This is a genomic window from Parafrankia irregularis, assembly GCF_001536285.1.
GTDB lineage: Bacteria > Actinomycetota > Actinomycetes > Frankiales > Frankiaceae > Parafrankia > Parafrankia irregularis.
Genome location: NZ_FAOZ01000012.1, coordinates 31970 through 56615, shown reverse-complemented (window position 1 = coordinate 56615; position 24646 = coordinate 31970). Strand labels below are relative to the sequence as shown.

Sequence of the window (24646 nt, the reverse complement as noted above, 5' to 3'; positions counted from 1 at the left end):
GGCCGTCGGCGGATCTCGTTGTCGCTTTGCTGCGAACAGGGTGGAGAAACCCTCTGGAAAACGCACCCGCCTCACCCGGTCGTACGCCCGGCGGCGGCGTCGGTCGCGGTGTGTGCTGTTCGTGTCCGCAGGCGGGGGAGGATGGCGGCGACGGCGAACCCGGCCGCGATCGTGACGGCGCCGTCGATGGACAGGGCCATCCTGATGCCGTCCAGGGTCGCCTCGTCGGCGGCGAGGGTGCCGGGGGCTCCGGCGGCGTTCGCGGCGACGACCGCGCTCAGGATCGGGATCCCGACGGTGAGCCCGATCTGCTGGGTCATGGTCGCGAGCCCGGTGGCGAGACCCTGTTCGTCGTCGGGCAGGTCCGCGGTCGCCGTCACCAGGAACCCGACGATGCCGAGGGCATGGCCGAAGAACCCGAGCACCGACGCGACCATCACCAGGGTGAGCGAGGTGCGGTCCAGGTCGACGAACGCCAGCGCCACGGCGGACGCCCCCTGGACGAACAGCGCCGTGACGAGGGTCGTCCGCGGGCTGATCCGGCGCAGGACCCGCGGCGCGACGATGCCGGCGGTGAAGGCCGCCGCGCCCGGGACACCGAAGATCAGCCCGGTGACCATGGCCGAGTAGCCGAGCAGCTCCTGCAGGTAGACGGTGAGCAGGAAGACGATCGCGCTGCCCATCGCGAAGATCACGAATCCGCCGGCGTTGCCGCCACCCACCGCGCGCCGGCGCAGCACGGCCAGTGACGCGAGCGGATGCGAGCTGGTCGACTCGATGCGCCAGAAGGCGACCAGCAACGCCAGGCCCACCCCGGCAGTGATCCACACGACGGGCCGGCCCCAGCCGTCCTCGCCACCGGTGGAGATCCCGTAGATCAGCGCCACCAGCCCGCCGGTGACGGTCAGCGCACCCGGGACGTCCAGTCGCCCGCCCGTCTCACCGCGCCCGTCCGTGACCACCCGCGGTGCGGCGGCCAGGATGGCGAGCGCGATCGGCACGTTCAGCAGGAAGGCCCAGCGCCAGCTCAGGTACTGCGTGAGCAGGCCGCCGATGAGGGCGCCGATGGTGAACCCGGCCGGCAGGAGCGCACCGTTGAGCCCGAGTGCCCGCTGGCGGGCCGGCCCCTCCGGGAACGTGGTCACCAGCAGCGAGAGCGCGGCCGGCGTGGCGATGGCCGCGGCCATCCCCTGGCCCACGCGGGCGGCGAGCAGCACCGCCGGAGTGCTCGCCACCCCGCCGACCAGCGAGGCGACGACGAGCAGCCCCAGCCCGGTCATGAACAGCCGGAGCCGCCCGGTGAGATCGGCGACCCGCGCGAACAGCAGCGTGAAGCCGGCGGACGGGAGCGCGAAGGCCGTCGCGATCCACTGCAGGTGGCCTTCGGAGAACCCCACGCCGGCGCCGATGGAGGGCAGGGCGACGTTCAGGATGGAGAAGTCGACCGCGAGCATGAACTGCGTTCCGAGCAGCAGCAGGAGCGCGACGCGCTGCCGAGCGGTGAGACTGTCGGAGCCCGCCGCCGTCGCCGGCGGGGGCTGCGGAGGCTGCGTTGTGGCAGGCAGGCCGTCCGGTGCCTGCCGGCCGGGTTCCGCGGAACCGCGTCCGGTCTGCGCCTGCGCCTGCGCCTGCGCCGGGACGGCGACGGACGTCGGTGTGGCGGTCGTGTCGGTCATGGGCCTGACGATCCCGGCGGGTGCGCAGAGTAGCCATCGCCTTGCACGGGCTATCCACCGGGTGGGTAGCCCTGGCAGGGTCACCTTCCGGGTACCTGAAACGCCTGCCCGCCGAGTGACAATGCGAAGATGACCGAGCTCGGCGAGTTTCTTCGTTCGCGTCGCAACCGGCTCGCGCCCGCGGAGGCCGGCATCGCCCGCCCGGGTGATCGGCGCCGGGTGCCCGGCCTGCGCCGCGAGGAGCTCGCCCAGCTCGCCGGGGTGAGCGTCACCTACTACACGCGGCTGGAGCAGGGGCAGAGCCGCAACGCCTCGGACGCCGTGCTCGGCTCGCTCGCCCGGGTGCTGAGGCTCACCGACGACGAGCAGGCTCACCTGCTCACCCTCGCCCGCCCGGAGCGATCGGCCCGGCGCAGCCGCCAGCTGGAGCGGGTACGTCCCGGGGTCCGGATCCTGCTCGAGTCGGTCCGTGACAGCCCGGCCCTCGTGATCGGCCGCCGCACCGACGTGCTCGCCTGGAACCGGCTCGGGCACGCACTGGTGGCGCCGCACCTGGACTTCAACGCCCCGGACCGCTGCGCCTCCCGCCCCAACATGGCCCGGCTGATCATGCTGGACGCCCATGTCCGCGACCTCTACGTCAACTGGCGGCGCAAGGTCGAGGACCTCGTCGGCTATCTTCGCCTTGCCTCGGGCCAGTATCCCGACGACGAACAGCTCACCACCCTCATCGGTGAGCTGTGTGTGAAGAGCGAGGAGTTCGCGTCGGGGTGGGCGCGCCATCCGGTCAAGGACTGCGCCAGCCACGTGCGGGTCTACCGCCATCCGCTGGTCGGCGAGCTGACCCTGCACGAGGAGACGCTGCGCCTGCCGGAGGACCACGGCCAGCGCATCGCGATCATGTCGGCCGAGCCGCACTCGCCGACCGCCGAGCGGCTCGCGCTGCTCGCCTGCCTGGGCGCGACCGCGCTCCAGGGACCCTGCGGACCTCCCGGCCATCCCAGGGCTGGCCGCGATGCGGTTGCCGAAACCGTCTTGCCGGACTCCGGCATCGGGCACCTGACGTCCGCGGGTTCCTCGCCACGGACGTCAGGCGTTGCCTGTGGCGAGGAACCCGGTGCCTCCGGTGTTGCGGGTCAGGGCGTGGGGTAGGCGGTGGCCACGGTGCCGGCCTGCCCATGGAACGTGAACGTGACGCCGAGCGGCACGCTGACCACCTCTGGACGGGAGAACCCGAGCGGGTAGGCGCCGGTGGCGTCGGGCAGCCCGACGGAGAACAGGATCTGCTCGGCGAGCGGAACGTCCGCGTTGATGAAGATCCAGTTCCCGATGGCCGTATGGCTGAAGGTGCGCAGGCTCAGCGACACCGTCGCACCGGTGACGACCTTGCGGAAGACGAGCTGACCGTCGATCTGCGCGGTGATCGTCCCGGCACCGTACTGCGGGGGCTCGAGCGGGAAGGTGAGCCGTTCTGAGAGCGGATTCAGGCACACACTGGTCTGGCCGGGTGCGGTGGAGTAGGCGATCACACCCGCCCTGGCGAGCGCCAGCAGGAACTCGCGGTTGAAGGTGAACTGTGCGGTTCCGACCCCTGGCGCCGGTGTCGCCGGCCGAGTCGGGGAGCACAACGGCCCGGTTGAGGCGGCGGCCTGAGCCGCCAGCGTCGCGGCGAGGCCTGGTGCGGCGGCCGGGCTGGCCGCGTTCGCGGTTCCCGCCGTCGCGGTGAGTGCCGCCAGCGCTGATAACAGGCCCGCGACAAGGATTGTGATCTTGTTTCGGATGGTCATGGGCGTCCCCCTCGACAGCTCACGCACACCTTTGGGTGATCAAGCTAACCGGCACCACTCGTTCGCGCTGTGAATGCAGTCGAGTACCTGCCGTAAGGTGCCATTGAGGGTTCTGGTTCGACGCCGGTAGCGGCGCCGGCCGTGGCCGGTCAGGGCAGGAGCGTGGCGACCCGGTCGATCTCCGCGCGCACGGATGCGCTCAGGCTCGTGAACGGCGACGTCTCGATCGTGTCCCCGCGGCCGCGTGGCCGGCGCCGTTGCCAGGTGGCGACGATGCGGCCGTCGTGGACGACGGTCGGCCGGAACACGCCGTTGCCGCCCGGGACGACCCGCTGGAAGTCCTTTCGGCCGAGCATCGCGGACCGGTCGGTGTAGCCGAGCACCAGCTCGTCGAACCCGGGCAGCAGATGGACGGCGCGGGCCTCGTCCCGGCAGGTCGCCAGGCGCTCCGGGGTGAGCGGGTCCATCAGGTGCTCGACGCCGTCCACGTCCAGGCCGGCGAGACTGGGCCGGGCCACCGCGACGGCAGTACGGACGTCCGCTGCCAGCAGCTTCGTCCACTTCGCGAAGTCGTCCCGGCTGGCCGGCCCGTGCCCCCGGAAGTAGGCGAGCGCCAGCGCGCCGAGAGCCTCCTCCCCGTCCAGCTGCCGCGGCTGGCGTACCCACTCGGCGACCAGGACGAAGGCCTGCTGCCCGTCCCGGGCCGGGCCGAGGCAGAGCGTTCCGGTCTCGGCCAGGTGGACGATCAGGTGGTAGCCGCGCTGGCCGCCGGTGGCGATGCCTGCGGCCTCCCAGGCCGCGTAGAGCTCGTCCCGGAGCAGGCGGCGGCCTCCGGACAGCGCCTCGACGGCCCGCGCGCGGGCCCGCTCGAAGACGGCGGTGTCCAGTCCCAGCTCGGCTCGGCGCCGGGCGGCGAGGGTTGCCAGCCGGGGAGCGGTGAGCGCGGTGAGCCAGCCGAGGTCCTCCGCGGGGACGGTGTGCAGCGTGCCCCTGATGGGCCAGCTCGTGACCAGCTCGCCGGCGTCGAAGGCGGCTACCACACCCGCCTGGCTGCGGCCGGTGGTGCGCAGCGCGACGGACATCAGCAGGCTTCCCCGTTCCTGCGCCTGCAGGCCGCCGAGGGTGCGCACCGCCTCGGCCGGTGTCGCCGCGGGCTCACCGGCGAGCCGCTGTGCCACCAGCCTGAGCAGGCCGATCTCTGATGCACCGGGCATTACCGCTCCTCCTGCAGAGTGACGGGCAGGCCGGTGACCGGCCGGTTGGGCGGCGCCGAGAGGTCGTCGAGCCGTGCGGCGAGATCGGTCGGCAGGTCGAGGTCGAGGCTGGCGAGGTTGTCGGTGAGCTGGTCGATGGTGCGTGGGCCGAGGATCACCGAGGTGATGCCGGGACGCCGCAGAGCCCACGTTATGGCGACGGCTGACGGGGTGGTGGCGAGATGGTCGGCGACCTCCGTGACGCCGTCGGCGATGTCGAAGCTTCGGTCGCGCAGAAGTGTGGCCGCCCATCGGGCGGCGGTGGGGTTGAAGGCGAGCCACTGGTGCAGGCGGCTGCCCGGTGCGGGCTGGGTGCCGCGTCGGTACCGGCCGGCGAGCACGCCACCGGCGAGGGGTCCGTAGGCGATGGCGCCCAGGCTGTGGCGCGCGCAGGCCGGCAGGATCTCGGCCTCGATCTCGCGGGCGAGGAGCGAGTAGTGGGGCTGGAGGCTGATGAAGGGCGTCGTTCCCAGCCGCTGACTCGCCCACTGGGATTCGATGATCTGGCTGGCGGTGTAGTTGGAGCAGCCTATGTAGCGGACCTTGCCCTGGCGGACGAACCCGTCCAGGGTTGTCATCGTCTCCTCGACGGGCACGTCCGGATCCCAGTTGTGGCACTGGTAGAGATCGACGTGATCGGTGCCCAGGCGGCGGAGGCTGGCGTCCAGCGCGCGGCTGAGATGGCGTCGGGACAGGCCGCGGTCGTTCGGGCCCGGGCCCAGCGGGCCGGCGCCCTTGGTGGCCAGTACGACCGAGTCCCGGCGAGCGGCGATGGCACGTCCGACGACCTCCTCCGAACGTCCCCCGGTGTAGATGTCGGCAGTGTCGATGATGTTGCCGCCCAGGTCGAGGAAGGCGTCGATGATCCGGCGTGCCTCCGGTTCGTCGCAGGGCGCGCCGGGACCGGCGCCGAAGTTCATGGTCCCAAGTGCCAGCCGCGACACCTTGAGGCCGGATCGCCCCAGCGGTGCGTACTCCACAGGATCTCCTCCATCTATCCGGGGCGTCGCCCCGCTTAGTGGTGACCACACTGTACGGGGCGGCGCCCCGCTTCGTGCTGGGAGCTCATGGCGCAGACTGTGGAACGCGCAGGAACGTAGCCGGCCGCGAATGTGGAAGGGAGTGCGGTGCCATGACGGACCGGACGGGCATCGCAGGCACGGCGGCGGCAGAAACAGACCCGAGCACGTCGGTCTCCGGGCGTCCACTGCGTGCCGACGCGCGGCGAAACCGGGCGCGAGTGCTCCGCGCCGCCCGTGACCTGTTCGCGGCCGACGGCCTGTCCGTTCCGCTGGACGAGATCGCCCGACATGCGGGCGTCGGCGCCGGCACGGTACACCGTCATTTCCCGACCAAGGAGGCGCTGTTCGCGGCGGTCGTCGTCGACCAGGTGGAACAGCTCGTCGCGGATGCCACCACATACGCCACGAATGCCGATTCCCGTGAGGCGCTGCTTGCCATGCTGGCCCGAATGCTGGCGGAGGGAATCGAGAGCAGGCCGCTCAAGGCCGCGCTCGCCGGAACGGACTTCGACATACGAACCGCCGCGCCCGACGTCGCGGCTCGTCTGCGCGAGACTCTGCACGCCCTTCTCCAGCGCGCGCAGCGGGACCGCGCAGTCCGCGGCGACATCGACGTCGACGATCTGTTCGCCCTGCTGGCGGGTGCCTTCGCCACTCTGCGCCACGCGGACGCAGAGGGGGCCCCCGACCGGTTCGCACGTCTCAACGCCGTTCTCTTCGACGGCCTGCGCGCACCGAGGTAGGCAGGCGGTCAGCGCGACATCTCCGTTCCTTTTCAGACACCGGGGTGCCTGAAAAGGAACGGACGAAGCGTGGCCGCGGTGGGGGCTCGTCTGTTCAGAGGGTCAGGAACCAGCGGACGATCGCGGCTGTGCCGAGCAGCTCGGATCCCTCGTGCACGAAACCGCTGTAGTCGCGGTTGACCCCCAGGTCGACAAGTCGAACCCGCCTGCCGCCGGCGGCGAACCGCTCCTGGCAGTGAATGGAGTTGAGGTTCGCCGCCTGTTCGTCACCAGGGCTGTAATACAGCCGGAACGGGGCCGCCGGAGCCCAGCCCGAACAGACGCTGTCGAGTACCGTCAGTGCCTGCGCGAACGCGCCGGTGGGGTGGGCCAGCAGCGCGAAACCCTGGGGTGTCAGCAGGTCCGCCAGTGTGTCGGGAAGTCCGTTGAGAACCTCCAGGCCCTGGTGCGTTCCGTCGAACAGCTCGGCGACGTCCACGTAAGGCGGCTGGAACATCGCGGCGGGCGTGTCGTAGATGTGATGAAGCCGGTTGTACGCCACCAGCAGATACGCCGTGTAGGCCACGGAGAACTTCGGGTGCAACTCGCCGTCGAGCATGGCCGGGATCTGGGCGTTCTGGAAGTCGTAGCCACCGCTGATCGGCGCGAGGGCACCGAGCCGGAACCACGGGTCCGCGCCGTCGTGCAGGGCTCGGCCCAGCCCCAGCGCGGCCGACGCGCCCTGGGAGAACCCGGTGGCCAGCACGTCCCGCCCAAGCTGGGTCCCACGGCCGGCCAGGAACGAGCGGGCGGCCCGCAGCAGGTCGAGCGACGCGGTCGTCTCCGACGGGACGTCCATCCACGGGTGCGGCCCCGGTCCCTCACCGAGGCCGAGATAGTCGGGTGCCACCGCCGCGAAACCGGCGGCGGCGAAGGTGATCGGCGGTCCGGTGAGAAACCCGTCGGAGGACGTCGAGGGAGCGTCGCCCTTGAAGATCTGCGTACCGTGCGCGAAGAGGACCGGCCGCAGGCGCCCGTTGTCGTTCTCCGGTATGGCCAGCAGTCCGCTGGCCGTGGTCGGTGCGCCGTGGGCGTCGACCGTCCGGTACACCAGCCGAAACGTGCTGACGCCATACCGGACGGTGCCGGCGTCGAAGCTCTGTGCACGCAAAAACGCCTCGACGTCGGCCCGATCCGCCAAAGTCGTGAGTGGGGTCGAGGAGACGAGATCTCCGCGCCACGGGGCGCGGTGGCCGGCCGTGCCATCGTGGTCCTGGACAGCCCAGCGCCCGCGGTGGTCGGTGGCGAACGCGGGAACAGCGCCGATCGGTGGTGCGATGAGAGCGGCAGCCGTTGCTCCGGACACGGCCAGGAAGCTGGCACGATGCAGGCGCGACCACCGGAAACGTACCTGGCGGTCGGAGTGGGAAGTCATGATGCGGAACGCTAGGCGCTGCCCGCTTTCCGTGACCGCCGGCCGCCTGGTGTTTTCCTGGTGGGGTTTCCCCCACCTTTCTTCGGGGCGGGTGGCCGGCGGCCACGGGGATACTGGGGTGCTACTGCTTGTTCAGCTTCGCGACCATCTGGGCGGCGATGGCGGTGACGAGGTCGTCGGGCGGGTTAAGTACGCTGCTCACGGAGGCCATGCTCTCCACCTGGCCTTTCCCGAAGAGCAGAATATCCATGAAGAGGGGGACGGTCACGCCGTCGGTCGTCATGTTCACCGTCAAGGCGAAGCGGGCCGCCGCGCCGTCCGGGAGCGGGACGTCCCGCTCCTCGAGCTCACCCATCGTTTCCGTGCTCTGGGTGGGATCATCCGCGCCACCGATGGACTCGCCGAGCACCTTGACGGCGCAGTCGTGGAACTTCTGGGTGCGCACCGCCGTGACGTCTTCCGCAACTTTTTTCGCGGGCTGGATGTAAGCCGTGGAGCCCACGAAGACGAGCCCGCCGTTCTTGGTCAGCGTCGGCCCGTCCGCCCAGCCGGTCGAGTCCGGAGAGGAGTCGAAGACACCTTCGCACCCCAGCTCGTCAGCTTCGTCGGAGCCCAGGCCATCTGCTCCGGGCTCCTGCTCGAAGCCGCTGGTCTCCGGCCCCCCGGTGTAGACGTAGTCGGCGGCCTTCAGGTCGGATGCGGCTCTTGCCGTTGGCGTTGCCGTTGCCGCTGTGCTCGCCGCGCCACCGGGGCTGCTGGCTTCGGCGGCGGCGCCGTCATCCTCCGTCGCGCATCCGCCGAGCGCAAAGGCGAAAACAAGAGCGGCCGCGGTGGTTGCGGCGCCAAGGCGACCGCCGAACCCTGCCCGGCCAGAACGAAAAGCCACTGCTCTCCTCGATGATCTCCCGAAAATGCTCCGCGCACACTACCAGGTGATCTTTCGGTCGCGTCTCCGTGATTGAACACCGCTGCCCGGCGGCGAGCGCGTCAGATCCTTTGCCCAACAGACATGCGGGCGCGAGGGGCTGCCAGCCGGGAAAGCTGACCACCTGCGGGATGGCATGTTCCGGGCCCGGTCCGTTGGAGTGCGTGCCCTGGTCAGCAGCCTGGGAACGGTGGTGCCACGGTGGGACGGTAGCTACCTTTGACCGCTCGATCGATCTCCTGGGCCAGGTAGCTTCGGGCCCTCTCGGCGTCCCTCCTGAACGGAACCAGGTCGATGTAGCGGATTCCGCCGAGCAGGCCCCCGGGTTCGCATTCTTCGATCCTGACGGGGATCAGTCTGCGGTCCAGGCCGCCGCGGTCGCGGTTGAACGCGGTTCCCCAGGAGGCCTGGACCTTGTCCGAAGCCAGATAGGCCTCGGACAGCACGACGATCATGCGTTCCGAGAAGTTCAGGCCTTTGTCGAGTGCCCAGTACTCGTTGGTGCCCACGGGATTCCAGGCGTCGTAGCGGACCAGGTAACCGTTCTCCTGCAGGAACCCCGCGATCCAGGCGCCCCACGCCTCGTCGGCCTCGAGCGCGGAGACGAAGAAGTCCCACTTGGTGCCGTCCGCCCGGACCGGGGCATCCAGGCCATCCGGTTCGTCCAGCCCGGACGAGTGATCCGGGCCCTCCGGACCTTTCTGGCTCACGGGAACGGCCGGGGTCTGGGTACCTGACGGGCGACCGGCCGGTACCGCCGGTACCGCGGGCAGCGGGCGGCCGGGAAGGGTCAGCCACGCGGTGGCCGAGAACGTCTTCACCGACACGTCGACCTCGCGGAAGCTGCTCGGCGAGAGCCCGCGCAGCCGCGGGCGGACGACGGAAACGAAGACCTCGGACGAAAGGATCAGCGCCAGGTCCGCGTCCTTGTCGTGCGCCAGCGCATCCCGGATGGGCGTCGAGTCGACCAGCCGCGCGCCGATCACCACGGTGTCACCGGCCCAGCCGGTGCCGTGCTCGAGGATGTCACCGTCGTGGATCGAGACCCGCAGCCGGATCCGGCCGCGCTCGTTATGGGTCGCGTTGTAGTCGTTCAGCGCGATGCCGAGCTCGCGGACGAAGTCGGCGACGATCCGTGCTTTCGGGATGTCGGCCGAGAACACCATGAGGTAGCCGTCGCCCCGGTCCTGCTGCAGAAGCGCGGAGGGTATCCGCGCCTCGGCCAGAGCGCCCTCGATGATTCCCCGCAGCCCGTCGCGCAGCTGCCTCTGCTCCAGCATGTTGAGCCCGCTGTAGCCGACGGCGTCGAAGGCGATGACGGTGCCGTTCGTGGGCAGCTCACGATCTGCACGCCGCGCCTGGGCGGTGTTCCGGGGCTGGCCGGCGACCCTGGGCTGCCCACCCGCGAGTTCGGCGTCCTGCGCGGCGGCCAGCCCCGTCTGGAACGCCGGGTTGGCGGGGAAGTCGCGAGCAGCGATGGTGAGAATCCGGCAGCGGGCGTCGGGGAGCACGCCCTGGACGAGCGTGGCGTTGACCGCATGCCAGTACTCGATCGCGGTCGACGTCCCCTGCGGCTGCCGTGCGGACTCCAGGCCGGCCTGCCTGAGTAGCTGACCTGCGGAAATCCGCTCGGAATAGACGGCCGCGAGGGCCAGCACCTCCGCCTCGGCCAACGAATGGACCAGCGCCCCGCCGTCGCTCGTCATCGCGACCTCGACCCATCAACCTCGGACACAGCCCGTCCTCCCCGTACGTGCCGGCGCCGCTACGCTGCCTTTCCCTTTCGGAACGTTGGCAGACTATCCGGCACTGGGAGAATCGTTGCCGTCGGTGGCCGGTTTCTGACCAGGTACGGCGGTGTCGATCCGAGCGGGACGCCGGCGGGGAACGCCTATGGGGAATGCCGGCGGTTGCGGCGCGGCGGTCAGACGATCTCGATGATCATGGCGGCGCCCATCCCTCCGCCGGCGCACATGGAGACGCAGCCGAGGGAGGCACCGCGGCGGCGAAGCTCGCCGACCATGGTGACGACCATCCGGGCGCCGGTGGCGGCGATGGGGTGACCGAGGCTCGCCCCGCTGCCGTTCACGTTGACGATCTCCGGGCGGATGCCGAGCTTGCGCACGGCCGCCACCGGCACCGAGCAGAACGCCTCGTTGATCTCGAACAGGTCGATGTCGGCGAGGGTGAGCCCGGCGCGGTCGAGCGCGCGGGGGATCGCGAGGGTGGGTGCGAGGCCGGTCAGCGCGGGCTCGATCCCGGCGGTGGCCCAGGAGCGGACCCGTGCCAGCGGGGTGAGGCCGTGGGTGGCCGCGTAGTCGTCGCTGGTCAGGGTCACCGCGGCCGCGGCGTCGTTGAGGCCGGCGGCGTTCGCGGCGGTGACGGTGGCGTTCGGCAGTTCGGGGTGCAGCAGAGGCAGCGTGGCGAGGCGTTCCAGGGTGGTGCCGCGGCGGGGGTGTTCGTCGGTGTCGAACCGCCTGGTCGTGCCGTCGGGCAGGGTGACGTCCAGCGGGATGATCTCGTCGACGAAGGCGCCGGAGTCGATGGACGCCAGCGCGCGCTCGTGGGTGTAGACCGTCCACTCGTCGACGTCGCGGCGGGTCAGGCCCATCTCCCGGGCGGTGTTCTCCCCGACGGTGATGGACATGTCGAACGCGGGGGCCTCCGGCGTCTCCGGGTGCGACGGGGCCATCCAGGGCTGGTACTCGCCGGTGGCGTCCCGCTTCGAGCTGCGGGCCGCGTTGGTGAGGCTCTCGGTGCCGCCGGCGATGACGACGCGGTCCATGCCGGCGCGGATGCTGCCGGCGGCGAACGTGACGGCGGTCAGGCCGCCGGCGCAGTGCCGGTTCGTCGCGGCACCGGAGGCATTGAACAGGCCGAGCCGGACGGCGATGTTGCGGGCGATCACCCCGCCGCCCTGGTACGACTCGGCGAGGACGACGTCGTCGACGTCCGCCGCGGGCACGCCGCCGCGCTCCAGGGCGGCCGGGACGACGGCCTCGGCCAGCTCGAACGCGTCGAGGCCGACGAGGCTGCCCTTGCGGGTCCGGCCGATCGCGGTGCGGGCGGTGGAGACGATGACTGCTTCGGTCACGGGGGATCTCCTCGATTTCGACCGGACGACTACCTGGGTCTGCCTGGGGCCTGGGTTACTTGGGCGGGAAGCGCAGGGCGCCGTCGAGGCGGATGTTCTCGCCGTTGAGGTAGGGGTTGCGCACGATCGACTCCACCAGCAGGGCGAACTCCTCGGGCTTGCCCATCCGCTTGGGGAACTGGATGGTCTCCACCAGGCGTGCCTTCAGGGCGTCCGGTGCGCCGAGCATGATCGGCGTGCCCATGGTGCCCGGCGCGATCGCGCAGACCCGGATGCCGGCCGGGGCGAGGTCGCGGGCCATCGGCAGCGTCATGCCGAGGATGGCCGCCTTGGCCGCACCGTAGGCGAGCTGGCCGGCCTGCCCTTCGAGGCCCGCGATGGAGGCGGTGTTGACCACCACGCCGCGCTCCCCGTCCTCGGTGGGCTCGTTGCGGCTCATCGCCGACGCCGCGAGCCGGGTCACGTTGAACGTGCCGATCGCGTTCATGTTCATGACCTTCACGAACGCGTCCTTGTCGTGCGGGGTCCCGTCGCGGGCTACGGTGCGCCCGGCGATGCCGCCGCCGGCGACGTTCACGACGACCGACAGGACGCCGAGCTGCTGCGCGGCGGCGATGGCGGCGAGGACCGCGTCGTCGTCGGTGACGTCACCGCTCACCGCGGTGGCGGCCGGGCCGATGCCGTCGGCGAGCTCCTTGGTACGGCCCTCGTGCAGGTCGAAGACCACGGTCTTCAGGCCGAGTCCGGTGAGGTGGCGGACGCAGGCGGCGCCCAGCCCGCCCGCTCCGCCGGTGACGATCGCCGAACGCCCTGCCAGATCCACTGGTTCCTCCCGCGACGAACAACATCAAGATGGGACAATATTGACATCAAGATCGAAAAGCTGTTCAAGATCGAAAATGCTCGAACTTCGAAATTGACATCGAAGTTGCAAAAAAGTTATTGTGCGCGAGTGTCGGTGTCAAAGGTTGCGCTAGGGCTCAGTCTCGCCGGAATCCGCGGTGACGCGGCCACCCTCGCCGCGGTCGCGCGGCGGGCGGAGGAGTCGGGGTACGACTCGGTCTGGACCAACGAGGCGTGGGGCAACGACGCGTTCACGCCACTCGGCGTCATCGCGGCTGTCACCTCCCGGCTCGGGCTCGGCACCGCCATCGCCCAGATCCCGGCCAGGACGCCGGCGACCACGGCGATGACCGCCCTGACGCTGCAGCAGCTGTCCGGCGGCCGCCTCACCCTCGGGCTCGGCGCCTCCGGGCCGCAGGTCGTCGAGGGCTGGCACGGCGTCCCGTTCCGCCAGCCGGTGCGCATGACCAGCGAGTACCTGGCCGTGCTGCGCAAGGCGCTCGCGGCGAAGGAGCGGCTGGAGTTCGCCGGCTCGATCTACACGATTCCCTACGCGGGCGCGGATGCCACCGGCCAGGGCCGGCCGCTGCGTTCCACGATGCCGCCCGCCCCGGGCACGCCGATCCTCGTCGCCGCGATGGGCCCGAAGAACGTGGCGATGACCGTCGCCGAGGCCGACGGCCTGCTCCCATACCTGTGGAGCCCGACCCGGTGGAGCGCGGCCTGGGGTGAGACCCTCGCCAAGGCGCCGGCCGGGTTCCAGGTCGCCCCGACCGTTCTCGCCTGCGTCGGTGACGACCTCGACAAGTGCCGTGACCAGGTCCGTCCGCGCATCGCGCTGCACATCGGCGGAATGGGCTCGAAGAAGACGAACTTCTACGCGGCGCTGGTCTCCCGCTACGGGTACGAGGCCGAGGCCAGCCACATCCAGGATCTCTTCCTCAGCGGCGACCGCGCCGGCGCGTGCGCGGCCGTCCCCGACGAGCTCGTCGACGACCTGGCGCTGGTCGGGCCGCTCGAGCGGATCGCCGACCAGCTCGCCGCCTGGCGCGACGGTCCGGTCACCACCATGATCATCGAACCGGCCGACCTGAGCATGCTGGAGCCCATCGCCAGCCTGTGGTGACGTAACCACGCCCGGGCCAGTGCCAGAGAGCCAGACTTCGAAGGAGACAGCCATGCCAGCAGCGGCGACCGGGGGCGCGGGGGACGCGACAAGCGCGGGCACGGCGATCACGGCAGCTGCGGCTGCGGCCGCCGTTGCGGCCGCGGCCACGGTGGCGGATGTCCTGCTGGCGCGGGCCGGGCAGGACGAGTCCGCGTTACTGGTCGCCGACCGGCAGTGGACCTACCGCGAGCTGGTCGAGGAGGCGTCGCGCCGCGCGGTGCTGTTCGAGAAGTTGCGTGACGCCGACCGCCCCCCGCACATCGGCGTCCTGCTGGAGAACGAGCCCGACTACCTGTTCTGGCTGGCCGCGGCCGCGCTGTCCGGGGCGGTGGTCGTCGGCATCAACTCGACCTACCGCGGGGACGCACTCGGCCAGCTGATCCGGCACAGCGACTGCCAGCTGCTGGTCACCTCGACCGGGCAGCAGCCGCTGCTGGCCGGCGTGGGCACCGGCGTCTCCGCCGACCGGGTGCTGCTGATCGACGACCCCGACCACCTCGCGCTCGTCGCCCGCCAGCCGGCGCAGCCGCCGCGGCGGCAGGCCGCGCCCGAGGACCTGCTCCTGCTGATCTTCACCTCGGGTTCGACAGGCCTGCCGAAGGCGGTGCGCTGCACCCAGGGCCGGTACGCCCGCACCGGCGCGCACGTGGCGAAGATCGCGCAGTTGGGCGCGGGTGACGTCGTCTACTCCCCGCTTCCGTTCTTCCACTCGAGCTCGCTGTTCACCGGGTGGTCGTCCGCGCTGAACGCCGGCATCCCGCTCGCGACCCGGTCGAAGTTCTCCGCCTCCAACACTTTGCCGGACGTCCGCCGCTTCGGCGCGACCATGATCACCTACACCGGCAAGGTGCTCAACTACATCCTTGCCACCCCCGAGCGCCCCGACGACGCCGACAACCCGCTGCGCCTCGCGGTCGGCAACGAGGCCTCGGCGCGGGACATCCGCGACTTCGCCCGCCGCTTCGGCTGCACCGTCCGGGACAGCTACGGCTCGACCGAGGGCATCATCATCATCCGCCGCGACCCGGCGATGCCCGAGGGCGCACTGGGCGTCGCCGACCCGACGGTGAAGGTGCTCGATCCCGACACCGGGCTCGAATGCCCGCCGGTCACGTTCGGCGCGGACGGACGTCCCACCAACCTGGACGTCGCCGTCGGCGAGATCGTGGAGACCGCCCCGACCGGCGGGTTCGAGGGCTACTACCGCAACGAGGCTGCCACCCACGCCCGCTTCCGCGACGGCTGGTACTGGTCCGGGGACCTCGCCTACCGCGACGCCGACGGCTGGCTGTACTTCGCCGGCCGCTCCAACGAATGGCTGCGCGTCGACGGCGAGAACTTCGCCGCCGCCCCCGTCGAAGCCATCGTGGGCCGCTACCCGGACGCGCGCTCGGTCGCCGTCTACGCCGTCCCCGACGACCCGGTGGGCGACCGGGTCATGGTTGCCCTCGAGCTGCGCGGCGGCGCCGAGTTCGACCCGGCGGCCTTCGACGCCTTCCTCGCCGACCAGCCCGACCTCGGCCCCAAGTGGGTCCCGGCGTTCGTCCGCGTGACGCAGGAGCTGCCGAAGCTCGCCAGCATGAAGATCGACAAGATGCGGCTGCGGCGCGAGGCCTGGCAGGCCGACCAGGTGGTCTGGCGCCCGGGCAAGGGCGAGCCACTGCGCCGGCTCGACGCGGCCGACCGCTCCCGGCTCGCCACCCTCCTCGGCTGAGCGGGGGAGCACACCCATGACGACGCTCGAGCCGGCGGGCACCCGCCCGTCGCCGCTCACCGACGGCCTCGTCTTCGCGGAGGGCCCCCGCTGGCACGCCGGCAGGCTCTGGTTCTCCGACATGCACGGCGAGGCCGTCCACACCGCAACCCTGGACGGAAAGACCACCCAGGTTCTCGCCCTTCCCGGCGAGAAACCGTCGGGCCTCGGCTTCCTGCCGGACGGATCCGTGCTGGTCGTGGCCATGAAGCGCCGGGCGCTGCTGCGCTTCACCACCGACGGCTCGTCCGCGGGCGCTGCGTACCAGGTGCACGCGGATCTCGCGCACTTGGTGCCGGACGAACTGAACGACATGGTGGTCGACGCGGCGGGCACCGCCTACGTCGGCAGCTACAACACCGAGCCGGGCACCGGTGTGATCGTGCGGGTCGCCCTCAACGGCTCGGCCACGATCGCCGCCACCGGCCTGGAGTTCCCCAACGGCTCGGTCATCACCCCCGACGGCCGGACGCTGATCGTCGCCGAGTCCAAAGGCCGCCGCCTCACCGCGTTCGACCTCGACGACCAGGGCAACCTCACGCACCCCCGGACGGTCGCGACCACCCCGGACGCCGCCCCGGACGGCATCGCCCTCGACGCGGCCGGCGCGATCTGGGCCGCGTTCCCCCTCGCCCACGAGTTCCGCCGCATCCTGCCCGGCGGCGAGGTGACGGACCGGATCAGCACCGGCGAACGCATGGCCATCGCCTGCACCCTCGGCGGCGACGACCGCCGGACCCTGTTCCTGCTCAGCGCGAAGAACTGGAGCGCCGACGCCCTGGCCGGCGCCAGAACCTCCGTGGTGGAAACCCTCCGCGTCCCGGTACCCGGCGCCGGCCTGCCCTGACAGTGAGGATGGGGTGGGCCCCCGCGATCAGGCATGTCCGGCGGCCGATTGGTCTCACGTTCGACGAGATAGTTGCGGCCCGCGAGTCAGTTGGGAGGACAGCTGGCAATGCGAACATCGTGGAACAGAGACAACCCGAGCAGACGGCCGACGTGCTCGTCGGCGGCGGAGTAGTGAACGACCGCGACCTTACGGCGATCCTTCAGCATGGGCATTGCCGTGCTTTCAATCGGCCATGGTCGGATTCAATAGGGTTGTTGTCCCGGGTGGTGTCGACGTGCCAAGCCTCGGGCAGCAGTTCGTCGAGGACCCGCGGGTAGACCGCGGCCTTGTTGGTCGTGACCTCGACCGGGCGGCGTCCATGCGTCAACGCTCGGACGAAGAATCGCCGGGCGGCGGCCTGGCCGCGCCGTGTGCTGGCGAGAACGTCGATGACCTGCGCGTACTGGTCGTGGTCGACCGCCCGGTACAGGTATGTCCACCGGCCGGAGACCTTGACGTTAGGTCTCGTCGACGAACCACCTCCTGCCAGGCCGGTGCCGACACGGTCGGGCCGCCTTTACCAGCAGGCGTGTGAAGCGCCAGTAGCCCGGACTCCTCACCCACTGTGTACGGGCCGCAGCGTCCCGGCGGACGGAATGGCAGGAGTCCGGTAACGAGAGATCGTCACGCCGGGATCTGTAGGAGCCCGGGGGTAAGATCCCCCAGGCCACCCGGCCGATCCTGAAGCAGGCCCCTGGCCGGGTGGTAGAAACCGGAATTCGCGTGCTACCACCCCCGGCAGATTGACCGGCGAGCACCCTGGGCGGGGTGTCCCGAGATACGTAGTGTCGACGACACGACAGGCGCCGGAGCCCGGCGCCGAGGAAGATGCGACGGCTCCGGCGCGGTACAGAAAAGGATTTAGGTCATGACGGAAATCTCGCCGTATCGGCTCACGGGATCCCCTGCAGGCGTGGTCGAGATCGACTTCGAGGAGAGTCGGTTTCAGATACACCGGGATGGGGATTCAATTTCGCTTCATGCCCGTCAGGGCGGGACCGTTGTCGAAGTCCTGAACTCCGTTGTTGCTGGTGATGGTTTGACGGTGACACTCGAGGACGAATGCGGTACTCGAGCCACATACTCGGGGGGCTCCGATGGGGAGGCTGTGACCGTACGTGTTGAGGCTGGGAGTTGTGTGCGCGAGGCTCGGGGCACCGCGGAAACGGTGGCGTACGAGCTGGAGCGGATACTTGCGGATGTTGATCTGCCGAACGCCACCCGAATATTTTCCTTCGCCCGCTCCTTGAAAGCCGAGCCGGCGTTTCGCGAGAAGCTCTTCGAGGGGGCAGTTCCGTCTGCGGCAGCAGAATGCCCCCCGCTGTGCGGGATCGCGTGCGGGATTTCCGCTGACACTCTTGGGACTGGCATCGGCCTGTTCTCGGCTGGCTACTGTGCCGCGTGCGTTGTGCATGTGCCGGGATGCTGACCGGCGACTTGCTTCGCTGGTCTGGCACCGTTGCGTTCAGCGAAGGCCGGGCAAGCGTGCAGCGGCGGCCGGCTGCCGGTCAGACGGCTACTGCGAGTTCGGTGAACGCGGCTGCCAGCCGAAGCTGAGGGTCGGTGTCGACGGTGAGCTCGTAGTGGCCGCGGCGGATGTTCTGCACCAAGGCGGGTCCGGCGCCGACGGTCTGGACGGAACGCAGGCGTTTCAGACATGACCGATCAGGAGCCTCGCGGACTCGCTCAGGGGATGTAGCAGTGTCGGCCGGTGCGGGCCCTGAGGTTTTTCAGCGGGTTCTGGACGGTGTTGACATCGATGGCTTCGTGCCGGAGACCGAATTTGCGTTGAAGCAGGTGCGGTAGCAGCGGTCCGGTGACTCGCTCGGCGCCGTCGTAGCGGGCGACGCGGGCGGTGGTGCGACGCGCCATCCGGGATCCCGTGTTGCAGCCTGCCGTCGCGCATCGCGACTGCACGGGGTGCTGGCATCCCCTTGATTCACCGGCCTGCACGGTCGTCGCGACACCGGATTCCGTGGAGGATGACGATCCGGGAAAGAACATTTCGCTTGCTGGCTGCTATCTAATTTTTCCTCCGTTCTTGTTTGGTTCCTTCTGGGCGATTTGGAGTGAACCTGCTGCCGGGAATACAGTCGGATGAGGGAGGGCTATATGAGCGTCGACGACGAGTCGACCATGGGGACGGGTTGGGGCAGTTCGAACCTGGACTGGATGCGGCGAGGCTCGGACACCGCGGGGCCGTTCCCGCCGCCCGCAGGGCATGGACAGGTGTTTTCTCCGGGCCATCGTGCCCCGGAGGGGCCGGCGCCTGCCGGTGGCCGCCGCGGTCCGGTTCCGCGGAGCGGGGCGGCGTGCGTCGAAGGGCAGGCACGCGGGATTCAGACCCGTTCGGAGGCCTCGGACAACGGCGACGCGGTGACGGTGTGGGCGTTTCGGATCGAGCGCTACGACAGTGCCGGAAACCGGTTGCCTCCCGTCGCCGTGGAGATGCGCGCGCGGGGTTTTGAGGGATCGCTGAGCGAGGGCGACGAGGTCCGGGTGGCCGGCTCGTGGAAGGACGGCACTATCCGGGCCGAGCGCATCGAGAACCTGACAACCAACTCCCTGGTGCGGAAGAGGAGGTTCCCCTGGAAGGGGCTGGTCATCTTTCTGGTTCTGGCGTTTGTCCTGGTGGCCGCGTTCATGGTCCTGGGAACCGTCATGAGTGCGAGCGACCATCAGAACTGGTGTGATTCGGCACGCGACGCGGGCATCAGGCCAGCGAGCTGCTGACAGCGCGGAACGGGACGGTGGAGCGATGTCCACGGCATCTGTCACGACCGCCAAAGTCGACTATCTGCAGCGCTGCGGTCCCGGGCCGAGAATCTTGGCCGAGGCCTGGACGGAGGGCGTGCTCGCCTCCCGCCGGCTGCTGCAGGTGCGTGGCGTCGGTCGTCCGGAAAAGGCGCAACACCACAAGCCCGCGGTGCAGGCCGAACGATGGCGGTCGCCGACAACTGAGCTGGTCACAGGGCTCTACGGATATCTGATCCCGCTGGCGTTGCAGATCATCGGCTCACCCGACGGCGTGCGCGTCCAGCTCGGGACATGGTCGGCCAGGCCCGGTTCGGAGGCGGCTCAGGTACGCCGGATCGGGGTGATCGAATCCGTGCTTCGCGGGCTCCACCCTGTTGTCGACGTGGAGGCCGTCACCGCCCAGTCGCCGCGATGGCCGCTCGGCGGCATGGCTCTCGGGGTGCCCGCACCAGCGGGAATCGACCACCGTGACGGTGCCGCCCCGATGGATCGGATCATCCGGTCGATGACCGGCACGGCGTGGAGTGTTCTGGTGCTGGCCTATCCGCTCAGGGAGGACACCATCAGTCACGTCCGGGACTCGGTCCTCAACGAGATGCGGGCCGTCACCTCGGCCGCCAGGAACGAACTCGCGCCGAGCCCGCTCACGGACCAGTACGTGGAGTTCCTGAAGGCGTCGCTGCTGTCGACCGGTGAGGGCCTGGCCATCGGGGCATGGCGTACCGCGGTGTATCTCGGGGGGGACCGCGACAGCTATCCCCGGCTCGCAAGCGCGTGGCGCAGCGTCATGTCCGGCGAGCGTTCGTTGCCGGAGCCGGTCCGGGTCTTCGAGCGGGCCGAGGTCGCCGGCCTGGCCGCGGCCTGGGCCATGCCCAACCAGCCCGGGGATTCGCCGCCAGGCCTCTACCGGCGTCCTTTCGAATGCCAGACGTTCCTGTCGACGGCACAGCTGGCTGCCTGTGCGCACCTGCCCGAGATCGAGACTCCGGGCTTCGCGGTCGACGTGGCGCCGCGGTTCGACGTCGTCGCGCGGCCCGCCGACCACGACAGCCAGGGCTTCGTCATCGGTCGCGTGCTGCAGCACCGCCGGCCGACGGCCGGGACGTACGAGATCACGAGGCGCTCGCTGACGCGCCACGTCTTCGTCGCCGGCCTGACCGGGTCCGGCAAGACCAACACCATCATGTCGATGCTGGTGGAGGCCGCCGCCCACAACGTCCCCTTCATGGTCATCGAGCCGGCGAAGACCGAGTACCGGGCGCTGATCGACCATCCGGCTCTCGGTTCGCGGATGCGGGTGTTCACCGCCGGCAAGGCGACGATCGGGCCGTTCGTCCTCAACCCGTTCGAGGTGCCGGAAGGCACCACGGTCGGCGAACACCTGAACCTGCTGCGGGCGGTCTTCACAGCGGCGTTCGGGATGTGGACGCCGCTGCCGCAGATCCTGGAGCGCTGCCTCCACGACATCTACGTCGACCGGGGATGGGACCTGCGGACGAACACCAACGCGCGGCTTACGGCACCTGACGGCGGTCACGGGACTGGTCTCGACGTGGCCGCCGCCTTCCCCACGCTGTCCGACCTGATCGCGAAAACCGAGCATGTGATCAAGGCGCTGGGGTACGACGAGAAGGTCACGGGCGACCTGACGGCCGCCCTCGTCACCCGGCTCGACTCGCTTCGCCAGGGCGCCAAGGGCGCGATGCTCGACGTGGTCCGGTCGCTGCCAGCGCGGGAACTGTTCGGCATGCCCACCGTGGTCGAGCTCGAGGCGCTCGGCGACGAGGGAGACCGCGCCTTCTTCAGCGGCCTGCTGCTCATCAGGCTCGCCGAGTACCGGCGGGCGCAGGGGCAGTCGCCCGACCTCGTGCACCTGCTCGTCGTGGAAGAAGCACACCGGCTGCTGGCCAACGTGGCCACCTCGGTCTCCGAGGAGACGGCGAATCCACGGGGCGAGGCCGTCCAGACCTTCTCGAACCTCCTGTCGGAAATCCGCGCCTACGGCCAGGGGGTCGTCATCGCCGACCAGGTGCCGGTCCGGCTCGCGCCCGACGTCATGAAGAACACCAACCTCAAGATTGCCCACCGGATCGTCGCGGCGGACGACCGGCAGGCGCTGGCCGGCACGATGGCCATGGACGAACGGCAGTCGACGGCCCTGACGGCACTCGGCGTCGGCGAGGCTGCCGTCTTCAGCGGCGGCGACGACGCACCGCTTCTGGTCCAGGTTCCCCTCGTCAAGGACGCGATCTCACCGGTTCCGCCACCCGATGCCCGGGTGGCCGAACACATGCGGCGCTGGCGCGTGGCGGGCAGGTTCGACGAGCTGTTCCTCTCCCAGCCGTTCTGCGCGCGGACCTGCGCGACTCCGGCGGCATGCGAGGCCGCCCGCCGGCTGGCGGACGACGAGTACGTCCAGCGGACGCTCGGCCGGGTCACACTGTCGGTCGTCAATCAACCCGATGCGCTCGAACGGCTCTGGGACGACCTCGTCCTCGTGCTGCGTGCCCGGCGGCCGGTGACGGTACGCGACGATGACCTGCTGCGGGCGTACCTCGGGCACGGCTCGGATCTGCTGGCCACCCGCCGCGGCGTCCAGGGGGGCTGGTCCTACGCCGACACGGCCGGGTTCCGCGACCGCCTCCGCGAGCTGCTCCTCGCCAAGCTGGCCGGCAGCCCGCAGGTCGCCGCGTTGACGGCGTCGCTTCGCGCGACGGTGCACCGGCTGCACCCTCGAGAATTTCGCCCCTATCCAGCCTGCGAACTCGTCTGCGCCCAGGACCCGCCGCTGTGCCTCTACCGCTCGGCCGTCGCGGACCTGGTGGCCAGCGGCCGATACCAGTCGGCGTGGCGCACAGCTGACGAGGGCGACCTGGCCACGGGTGGCAACCGGGCGCAGCAGACGTGGGAGGTCTGCCAGGACGCGGCGTACGAACTGGTGGAGTTCCCCGATCCCGAGATGCCCGCCGAGGTGAGCCGCGAGGTGGAGGTCGCGGCCAGGCGGGTGTGTGTCTGCTTCGAGCAGCAGATGCTCGCCGACGACCGCCGGAAGCTGCCGAGAACCACCCGCCGGATTCTCGCCCGCGTGGTGGCGGAAGCCGGTCTGTGATGATGGATTTCGGCCCGGTGCTCCACCTCATGGACCAGTCCCGCCGAGAATCGATCAAACTGGAAAAGCAGGCGCTGTCCGCCGGTTCCGGTAGGGACAGCGACCGCGCCAGGCTGGGGTTCCTCACGATGGAAGAGGGATCCCTCGAGTCCCGCGCGAAGCTCATGGAGCGCGCCACCACGCTGCAGGCCCAGGCAGGCTCGGGCGCTGACGCGGGCGAACGTGCGGTCGGCCAGGTGCTGAAGACGCCCGGCGCGGGCGTTCCCGGTCTCGGGTCGGAGAGCGCGGATCTCCGTGCGGCCGCCGGGCTCCTGCCAGCCGTGGGAGTTGGACCCAGCCTTGGGATCGGCCTCGACGGCGGCGGTGGCAGGAAGGGCTCGCCCCGCGGCAACGAACCCAGCGGTCCGAACGGCGACCAACCGGGAGATCCAGACGGCACCTCGGAGGACGACGGGCTGAACGCCGTCTTTGGACCGACCGGGTACAGCCAGGTCCGCGACCCACTGGGTTCGCAGGAGCAGGCAGACGACAAAGGATTTGACGCGGCGACCAACGCTGTCGGGCGGCAAACATCGCTGCCCGCGCTCCCTGACGAGGTGGTGGCTTCCTTGGTGGGCATCGTGGGCCGGACGCTCGGGAACGCAGGCCTGGACCTTCCCGCGCCGGGCCGCCTGCCGGCCGTGGACCCGTTCAATCCTGCAGGAACAGGAAGGAGAGTCTGATGCCACAGTCGCACGAGCATCCAACCACCAGCGACCGTCCCGCGGACGGTCAGCCAACCAGGCCGGACACGACACAACGGGACGGCAGCCTTTCGCGCTCCGGGGTCGGCGACGGCGGGGCTGACCGCTCGGGACCCGCCGGCGGCGGGGCCGGCTTCGGGCAATCGCATCAACGGGAAGGTGGCCTTGCCGCGAAGGGCGGCGGAGACGCCTCACCGAATGTCACGACTGTCGATCAACGGCTGGGTGGGGCGGTGAGCGGCGGGATGAGTGGTCGCGAGGCCGCGGCCACCGCGGGCGATCGTCCGGTGCTCACGCAGCTTTCGGACAACGCCTCCGCCGGCGGAATGAGCGGACCGAACGCGACATCATCAGCGGGGAAGGACGGCACCCAGCAGGAGGGCGGACTCTCGAAGGATCCGCAGGCTACGGCGGCCGCGGACAACGCCTCCGCCGGCGGAATGAGCGGACCGAACGCGACATCATCGGCCGGGAAGGACGGCACCCAGCCCGAGGGCGACCTCTCGAAGGATCCACGGCCCACGCCGGCCGCGGACAACGCCTCCGCCGGCGGAATGAGCGGACCGAACGCGACATCATCGACTGGGAAGGACGGCACCCAGCAGGAGGGTTACCGTACCGACGATTCCCGGTTTTGGGGACGCGCCGTGATTGACAGTCTGAAGCGGGGTCTGGAGAACAACGATCCGGTGGCGGTCGAAACCGCGCGACAGATTGCCAACGTCGTCTACGCGCGCACCGAAGGAAGGGGCGGCACCGTCCAGTATGTCGGCAGCGTTGATCGTGAGCGGGAGGTGGCGAAAACGTTCGGGATGACGAAGGAAGAGGGTCGTGAACTGTCGAACCTCGTCCGTGGCCTCCTGCCACAGGACAGGCCGCTACAAGCGGACTACGCAGGCCGGGTTGGGTCGGCTGCAAACCTGGCCGACCGCGAAACCGCCGACAAGATCAATATCATCACGAAGCCGGGAAGCGGGATCGGTGGCATCCTCGCCGGTGTGGTCGGTATGAGAGGCGGAACCGCCGCCGACATGCGGGCCGCCGCCAATGCGGGCAACCTCGTAGAAGCCGGGGGAAACGTCAAGACCGGTGGGGACTCGCTGAAAGGTGCCAATAATCCCCACATCCCAACCCGGGAGGCCGTGACAGGCGCCCCCCGCTGACTGCACCACGCCACAGGCCGTATTGCGGTTGCGTGCCCCTCACTCGCCGCCGCCCAGCTGTGGGGTGCTGGCACCCGGAGTGCCGGGGTCCTGACACCCTTGCCGGAAAGATCGCGCTGCAGCTTAATGGTCGCCATGGGTGGTCGACGGTGTTCCGCACGGGGAACCGGATCGTCCGGGAGAGCGTGCTGGTGCGGCGGACGGGTCGATGCTCGGCCAGGAGATCGTCGTCGGGATGCTGTCGCCGGTGAAGCTGGCCGGTCCGCTGACTGCGGGCCACGAGGAACCGCGACAGGATGTTGCGCGG

20 protein-coding genes and 2 pseudogenes are annotated in these 24646 nt (G+C 70.2%); 10 read left to right on the top strand and 12 right to left on the bottom strand.

Annotation, left to right across the window (positions count from 1 at the left end):
- Positions 1 to 71: 71 nt before the first annotated feature.
- Positions 72 to 1676 (bottom strand): MFS transporter, encoded by a 1605-nt coding sequence (locus AWX74_RS19470; protein ID WP_091278753.1) that lies wholly within the window; start codon positions 1674 to 1676, stop codon positions 72 to 74.
- Between the two features lie 129 nt (positions 1677 to 1805).
- Here AWX74_RS19470 and AWX74_RS19465 point away from each other — a divergent pair, with 129 nt between their 5' ends.
- Positions 1806 to 2828, top strand: a complete 1023-nt coding sequence (locus AWX74_RS19465) for a helix-turn-helix domain-containing protein (RefSeq protein ID WP_226930934.1) — start codon at positions 1806 to 1808, stop codon at positions 2826 to 2828.
- Here AWX74_RS19465 and AWX74_RS19460 read toward each other — a convergent pair.
- The 3 genes from AWX74_RS19460 to AWX74_RS19450 all read right to left on the bottom strand — a co-directional run bounded on the left by AWX74_RS19460 (position 2813) and on the right by AWX74_RS19450 (position 5696).
- Positions 2813 to 3463: a hypothetical protein gene (locus tag AWX74_RS19460; RefSeq protein ID WP_091278750.1), complete on the bottom strand. Its 651-nt coding sequence runs from the start codon at positions 3461 to 3463 to the stop codon at positions 2813 to 2815. The two genes, AWX74_RS19465 and AWX74_RS19460, sit on opposite strands and share 16 nt — an antisense overlap.
- 149 nt (positions 3464 to 3612) lie before the next feature.
- Positions 3613 to 4677, bottom strand: coding sequence for a winged helix DNA-binding domain-containing protein (locus AWX74_RS19455; protein WP_091278746.1), 1065 nt, complete (start codon positions 4675 to 4677; stop codon positions 3613 to 3615).
- Positions 4677 to 5696 carry an aldo/keto reductase gene (locus AWX74_RS19450; protein ID WP_091278744.1) on the bottom strand — a complete coding sequence of 340 codons (1020 nt, stop codon included), beginning with the start codon at positions 5694 to 5696 and terminating at the stop codon, positions 4677 to 4679. The genes AWX74_RS19455 and AWX74_RS19450 overlap by 1 nt, the downstream gene beginning before the upstream one ends.
- A gap of 152 nt (positions 5697 to 5848) precedes the next feature.
- On the opposite strand from AWX74_RS19450, the gene AWX74_RS19445 reads away from it, so the two are divergent.
- Positions 5849 to 6481 carry a TetR/AcrR family transcriptional regulator gene (locus AWX74_RS19445; protein WP_091278742.1) on the top strand — a complete coding sequence of 211 codons (633 nt, stop codon included), beginning with the start codon at positions 5849 to 5851 and terminating at the stop codon, positions 6479 to 6481.
- Between the two features lie 94 nt (positions 6482 to 6575).
- Here the strand turns inward: AWX74_RS19445 and AWX74_RS19440 are convergent, their stop codons facing one another.
- From AWX74_RS19440 to AWX74_RS19420, 5 genes are all read right to left on the bottom strand, one after another.
- Positions 6576 to 7895: a lipase gene (locus AWX74_RS19440; RefSeq protein ID WP_207550373.1), complete on the bottom strand. Its 1320-nt coding sequence runs from the start codon at positions 7893 to 7895 to the stop codon at positions 6576 to 6578.
- Positions 7896 to 8016: 121 nt separating this feature from the next.
- Positions 8017 to 8781, bottom strand: a complete 765-nt coding sequence (locus AWX74_RS19435) for a hypothetical protein (protein ID WP_091278739.1) — start codon at positions 8779 to 8781, stop codon at positions 8017 to 8019.
- Between the two features lie 212 nt (positions 8782 to 8993).
- Entirely contained in the window at positions 8994 to 10526 is a 1533-nt protein-coding gene (locus tag AWX74_RS19430; protein WP_091278737.1) for a TIR domain-containing protein, read from the bottom strand.
- 218 nt (positions 10527 to 10744) lie between these two features.
- Entirely contained in the window at positions 10745 to 11914 is a 1170-nt protein-coding gene (locus AWX74_RS19425; protein WP_091278735.1) for a thiolase family protein, read from the bottom strand.
- Positions 11915 to 11969: 55 nt separating this feature from the next.
- Positions 11970 to 12737: an SDR family NAD(P)-dependent oxidoreductase gene (locus tag AWX74_RS19420; protein WP_091278734.1), complete on the bottom strand. Its 768-nt coding sequence runs from the start codon at positions 12735 to 12737 to the stop codon at positions 11970 to 11972.
- 135 nt (positions 12738 to 12872) lie between these two features.
- Here AWX74_RS19420 and AWX74_RS19415 point away from each other — a divergent pair, with 135 nt between their 5' ends.
- From AWX74_RS19415 to AWX74_RS19405, 3 genes are read left to right on the top strand one after another with little or no spacing between them, the layout of a single operon-like run.
- Complete coding sequence (locus tag AWX74_RS19415; protein WP_193209693.1) at positions 12873 to 13883, top strand: LLM class F420-dependent oxidoreductase; 1011 nt, start codon at positions 12873 to 12875, stop codon at positions 13881 to 13883.
- Positions 13884 to 13935: 52 nt separating this feature from the next.
- On the top strand, positions 13936 to 15639 hold the full coding sequence (locus AWX74_RS19410) for an AMP-binding protein (RefSeq protein ID WP_091278732.1): 1704 nt from the start codon (positions 13936 to 13938) through the stop codon (positions 15637 to 15639).
- A 16-nt stretch (positions 15640 to 15655) separates the two neighbouring features.
- Positions 15656 to 16525 (top strand): SMP-30/gluconolactonase/LRE family protein, encoded by an 870-nt coding sequence (locus AWX74_RS19405; RefSeq protein ID WP_091278730.1) that lies wholly within the window; start codon positions 15656 to 15658, stop codon positions 16523 to 16525.
- A 208-nt stretch (positions 16526 to 16733) separates the two neighbouring features.
- Here the strand turns inward: AWX74_RS19405 and AWX74_RS19400 are convergent.
- Positions 16734 to 17106: pseudogene (locus AWX74_RS19400) on the bottom strand (DDE-type integrase/transposase/recombinase); the annotation flags it as partial.
- A gap of 329 nt (positions 17107 to 17435) precedes the next feature.
- Between AWX74_RS19400 and AWX74_RS39540 the strand changes: the two are divergent.
- A complete protein-coding gene (locus tag AWX74_RS39540; protein ID WP_131799497.1) occupies positions 17436 to 17996 on the top strand; it encodes a hypothetical protein in 561 nt (186 codons plus the stop codon).
- 79 nt (positions 17997 to 18075) lie between these two features.
- Here the strand turns inward: AWX74_RS39540 and AWX74_RS42570 are convergent.
- Positions 18076 to 18222: pseudogene (locus AWX74_RS42570) on the bottom strand (IS6 family transposase); the annotation flags it as partial.
- Between the two features lie 31 nt (positions 18223 to 18253).
- A complete protein-coding gene (locus AWX74_RS19395) occupies positions 18254 to 18439 on the bottom strand; it encodes a hypothetical protein (protein WP_091278728.1) in 186 nt (61 codons plus the stop codon).
- 504 nt (positions 18440 to 18943) lie between these two features.
- On the opposite strand from AWX74_RS19395, the gene AWX74_RS39535 reads away from it, so the two are divergent.
- From AWX74_RS39535 to AWX74_RS19375, 4 genes are read left to right on the top strand one after another with little or no spacing between them, the layout of a single operon-like run.
- Positions 18944 to 19300: a hypothetical protein gene (locus AWX74_RS39535; RefSeq protein ID WP_131799496.1), complete on the top strand. Its 357-nt coding sequence runs from the start codon at positions 18944 to 18946 to the stop codon at positions 19298 to 19300.
- Between the two features lie 25 nt (positions 19301 to 19325).
- Positions 19326 to 22433: an ATP-binding protein gene (locus AWX74_RS19385; RefSeq protein WP_091278724.1), complete on the top strand. Its 3108-nt coding sequence runs from the start codon at positions 19326 to 19328 to the stop codon at positions 22431 to 22433.
- A gap of 29 nt (positions 22434 to 22462) precedes the next feature.
- Positions 22463 to 23155, top strand: coding sequence for a hypothetical protein (locus AWX74_RS19380; RefSeq protein WP_131799495.1), 693 nt, complete (start codon positions 22463 to 22465; stop codon positions 23153 to 23155).
- Positions 23155 to 24339 carry a hypothetical protein gene (locus AWX74_RS19375; protein ID WP_131799494.1) on the top strand — a complete coding sequence of 395 codons (1185 nt, stop codon included), beginning with the start codon at positions 23155 to 23157 and terminating at the stop codon, positions 24337 to 24339. Before AWX74_RS19380 ends, AWX74_RS19375 begins: the two co-directional genes overlap by 1 nt.
- Positions 24340 to 24646 lie beyond the last annotated feature (307 nt).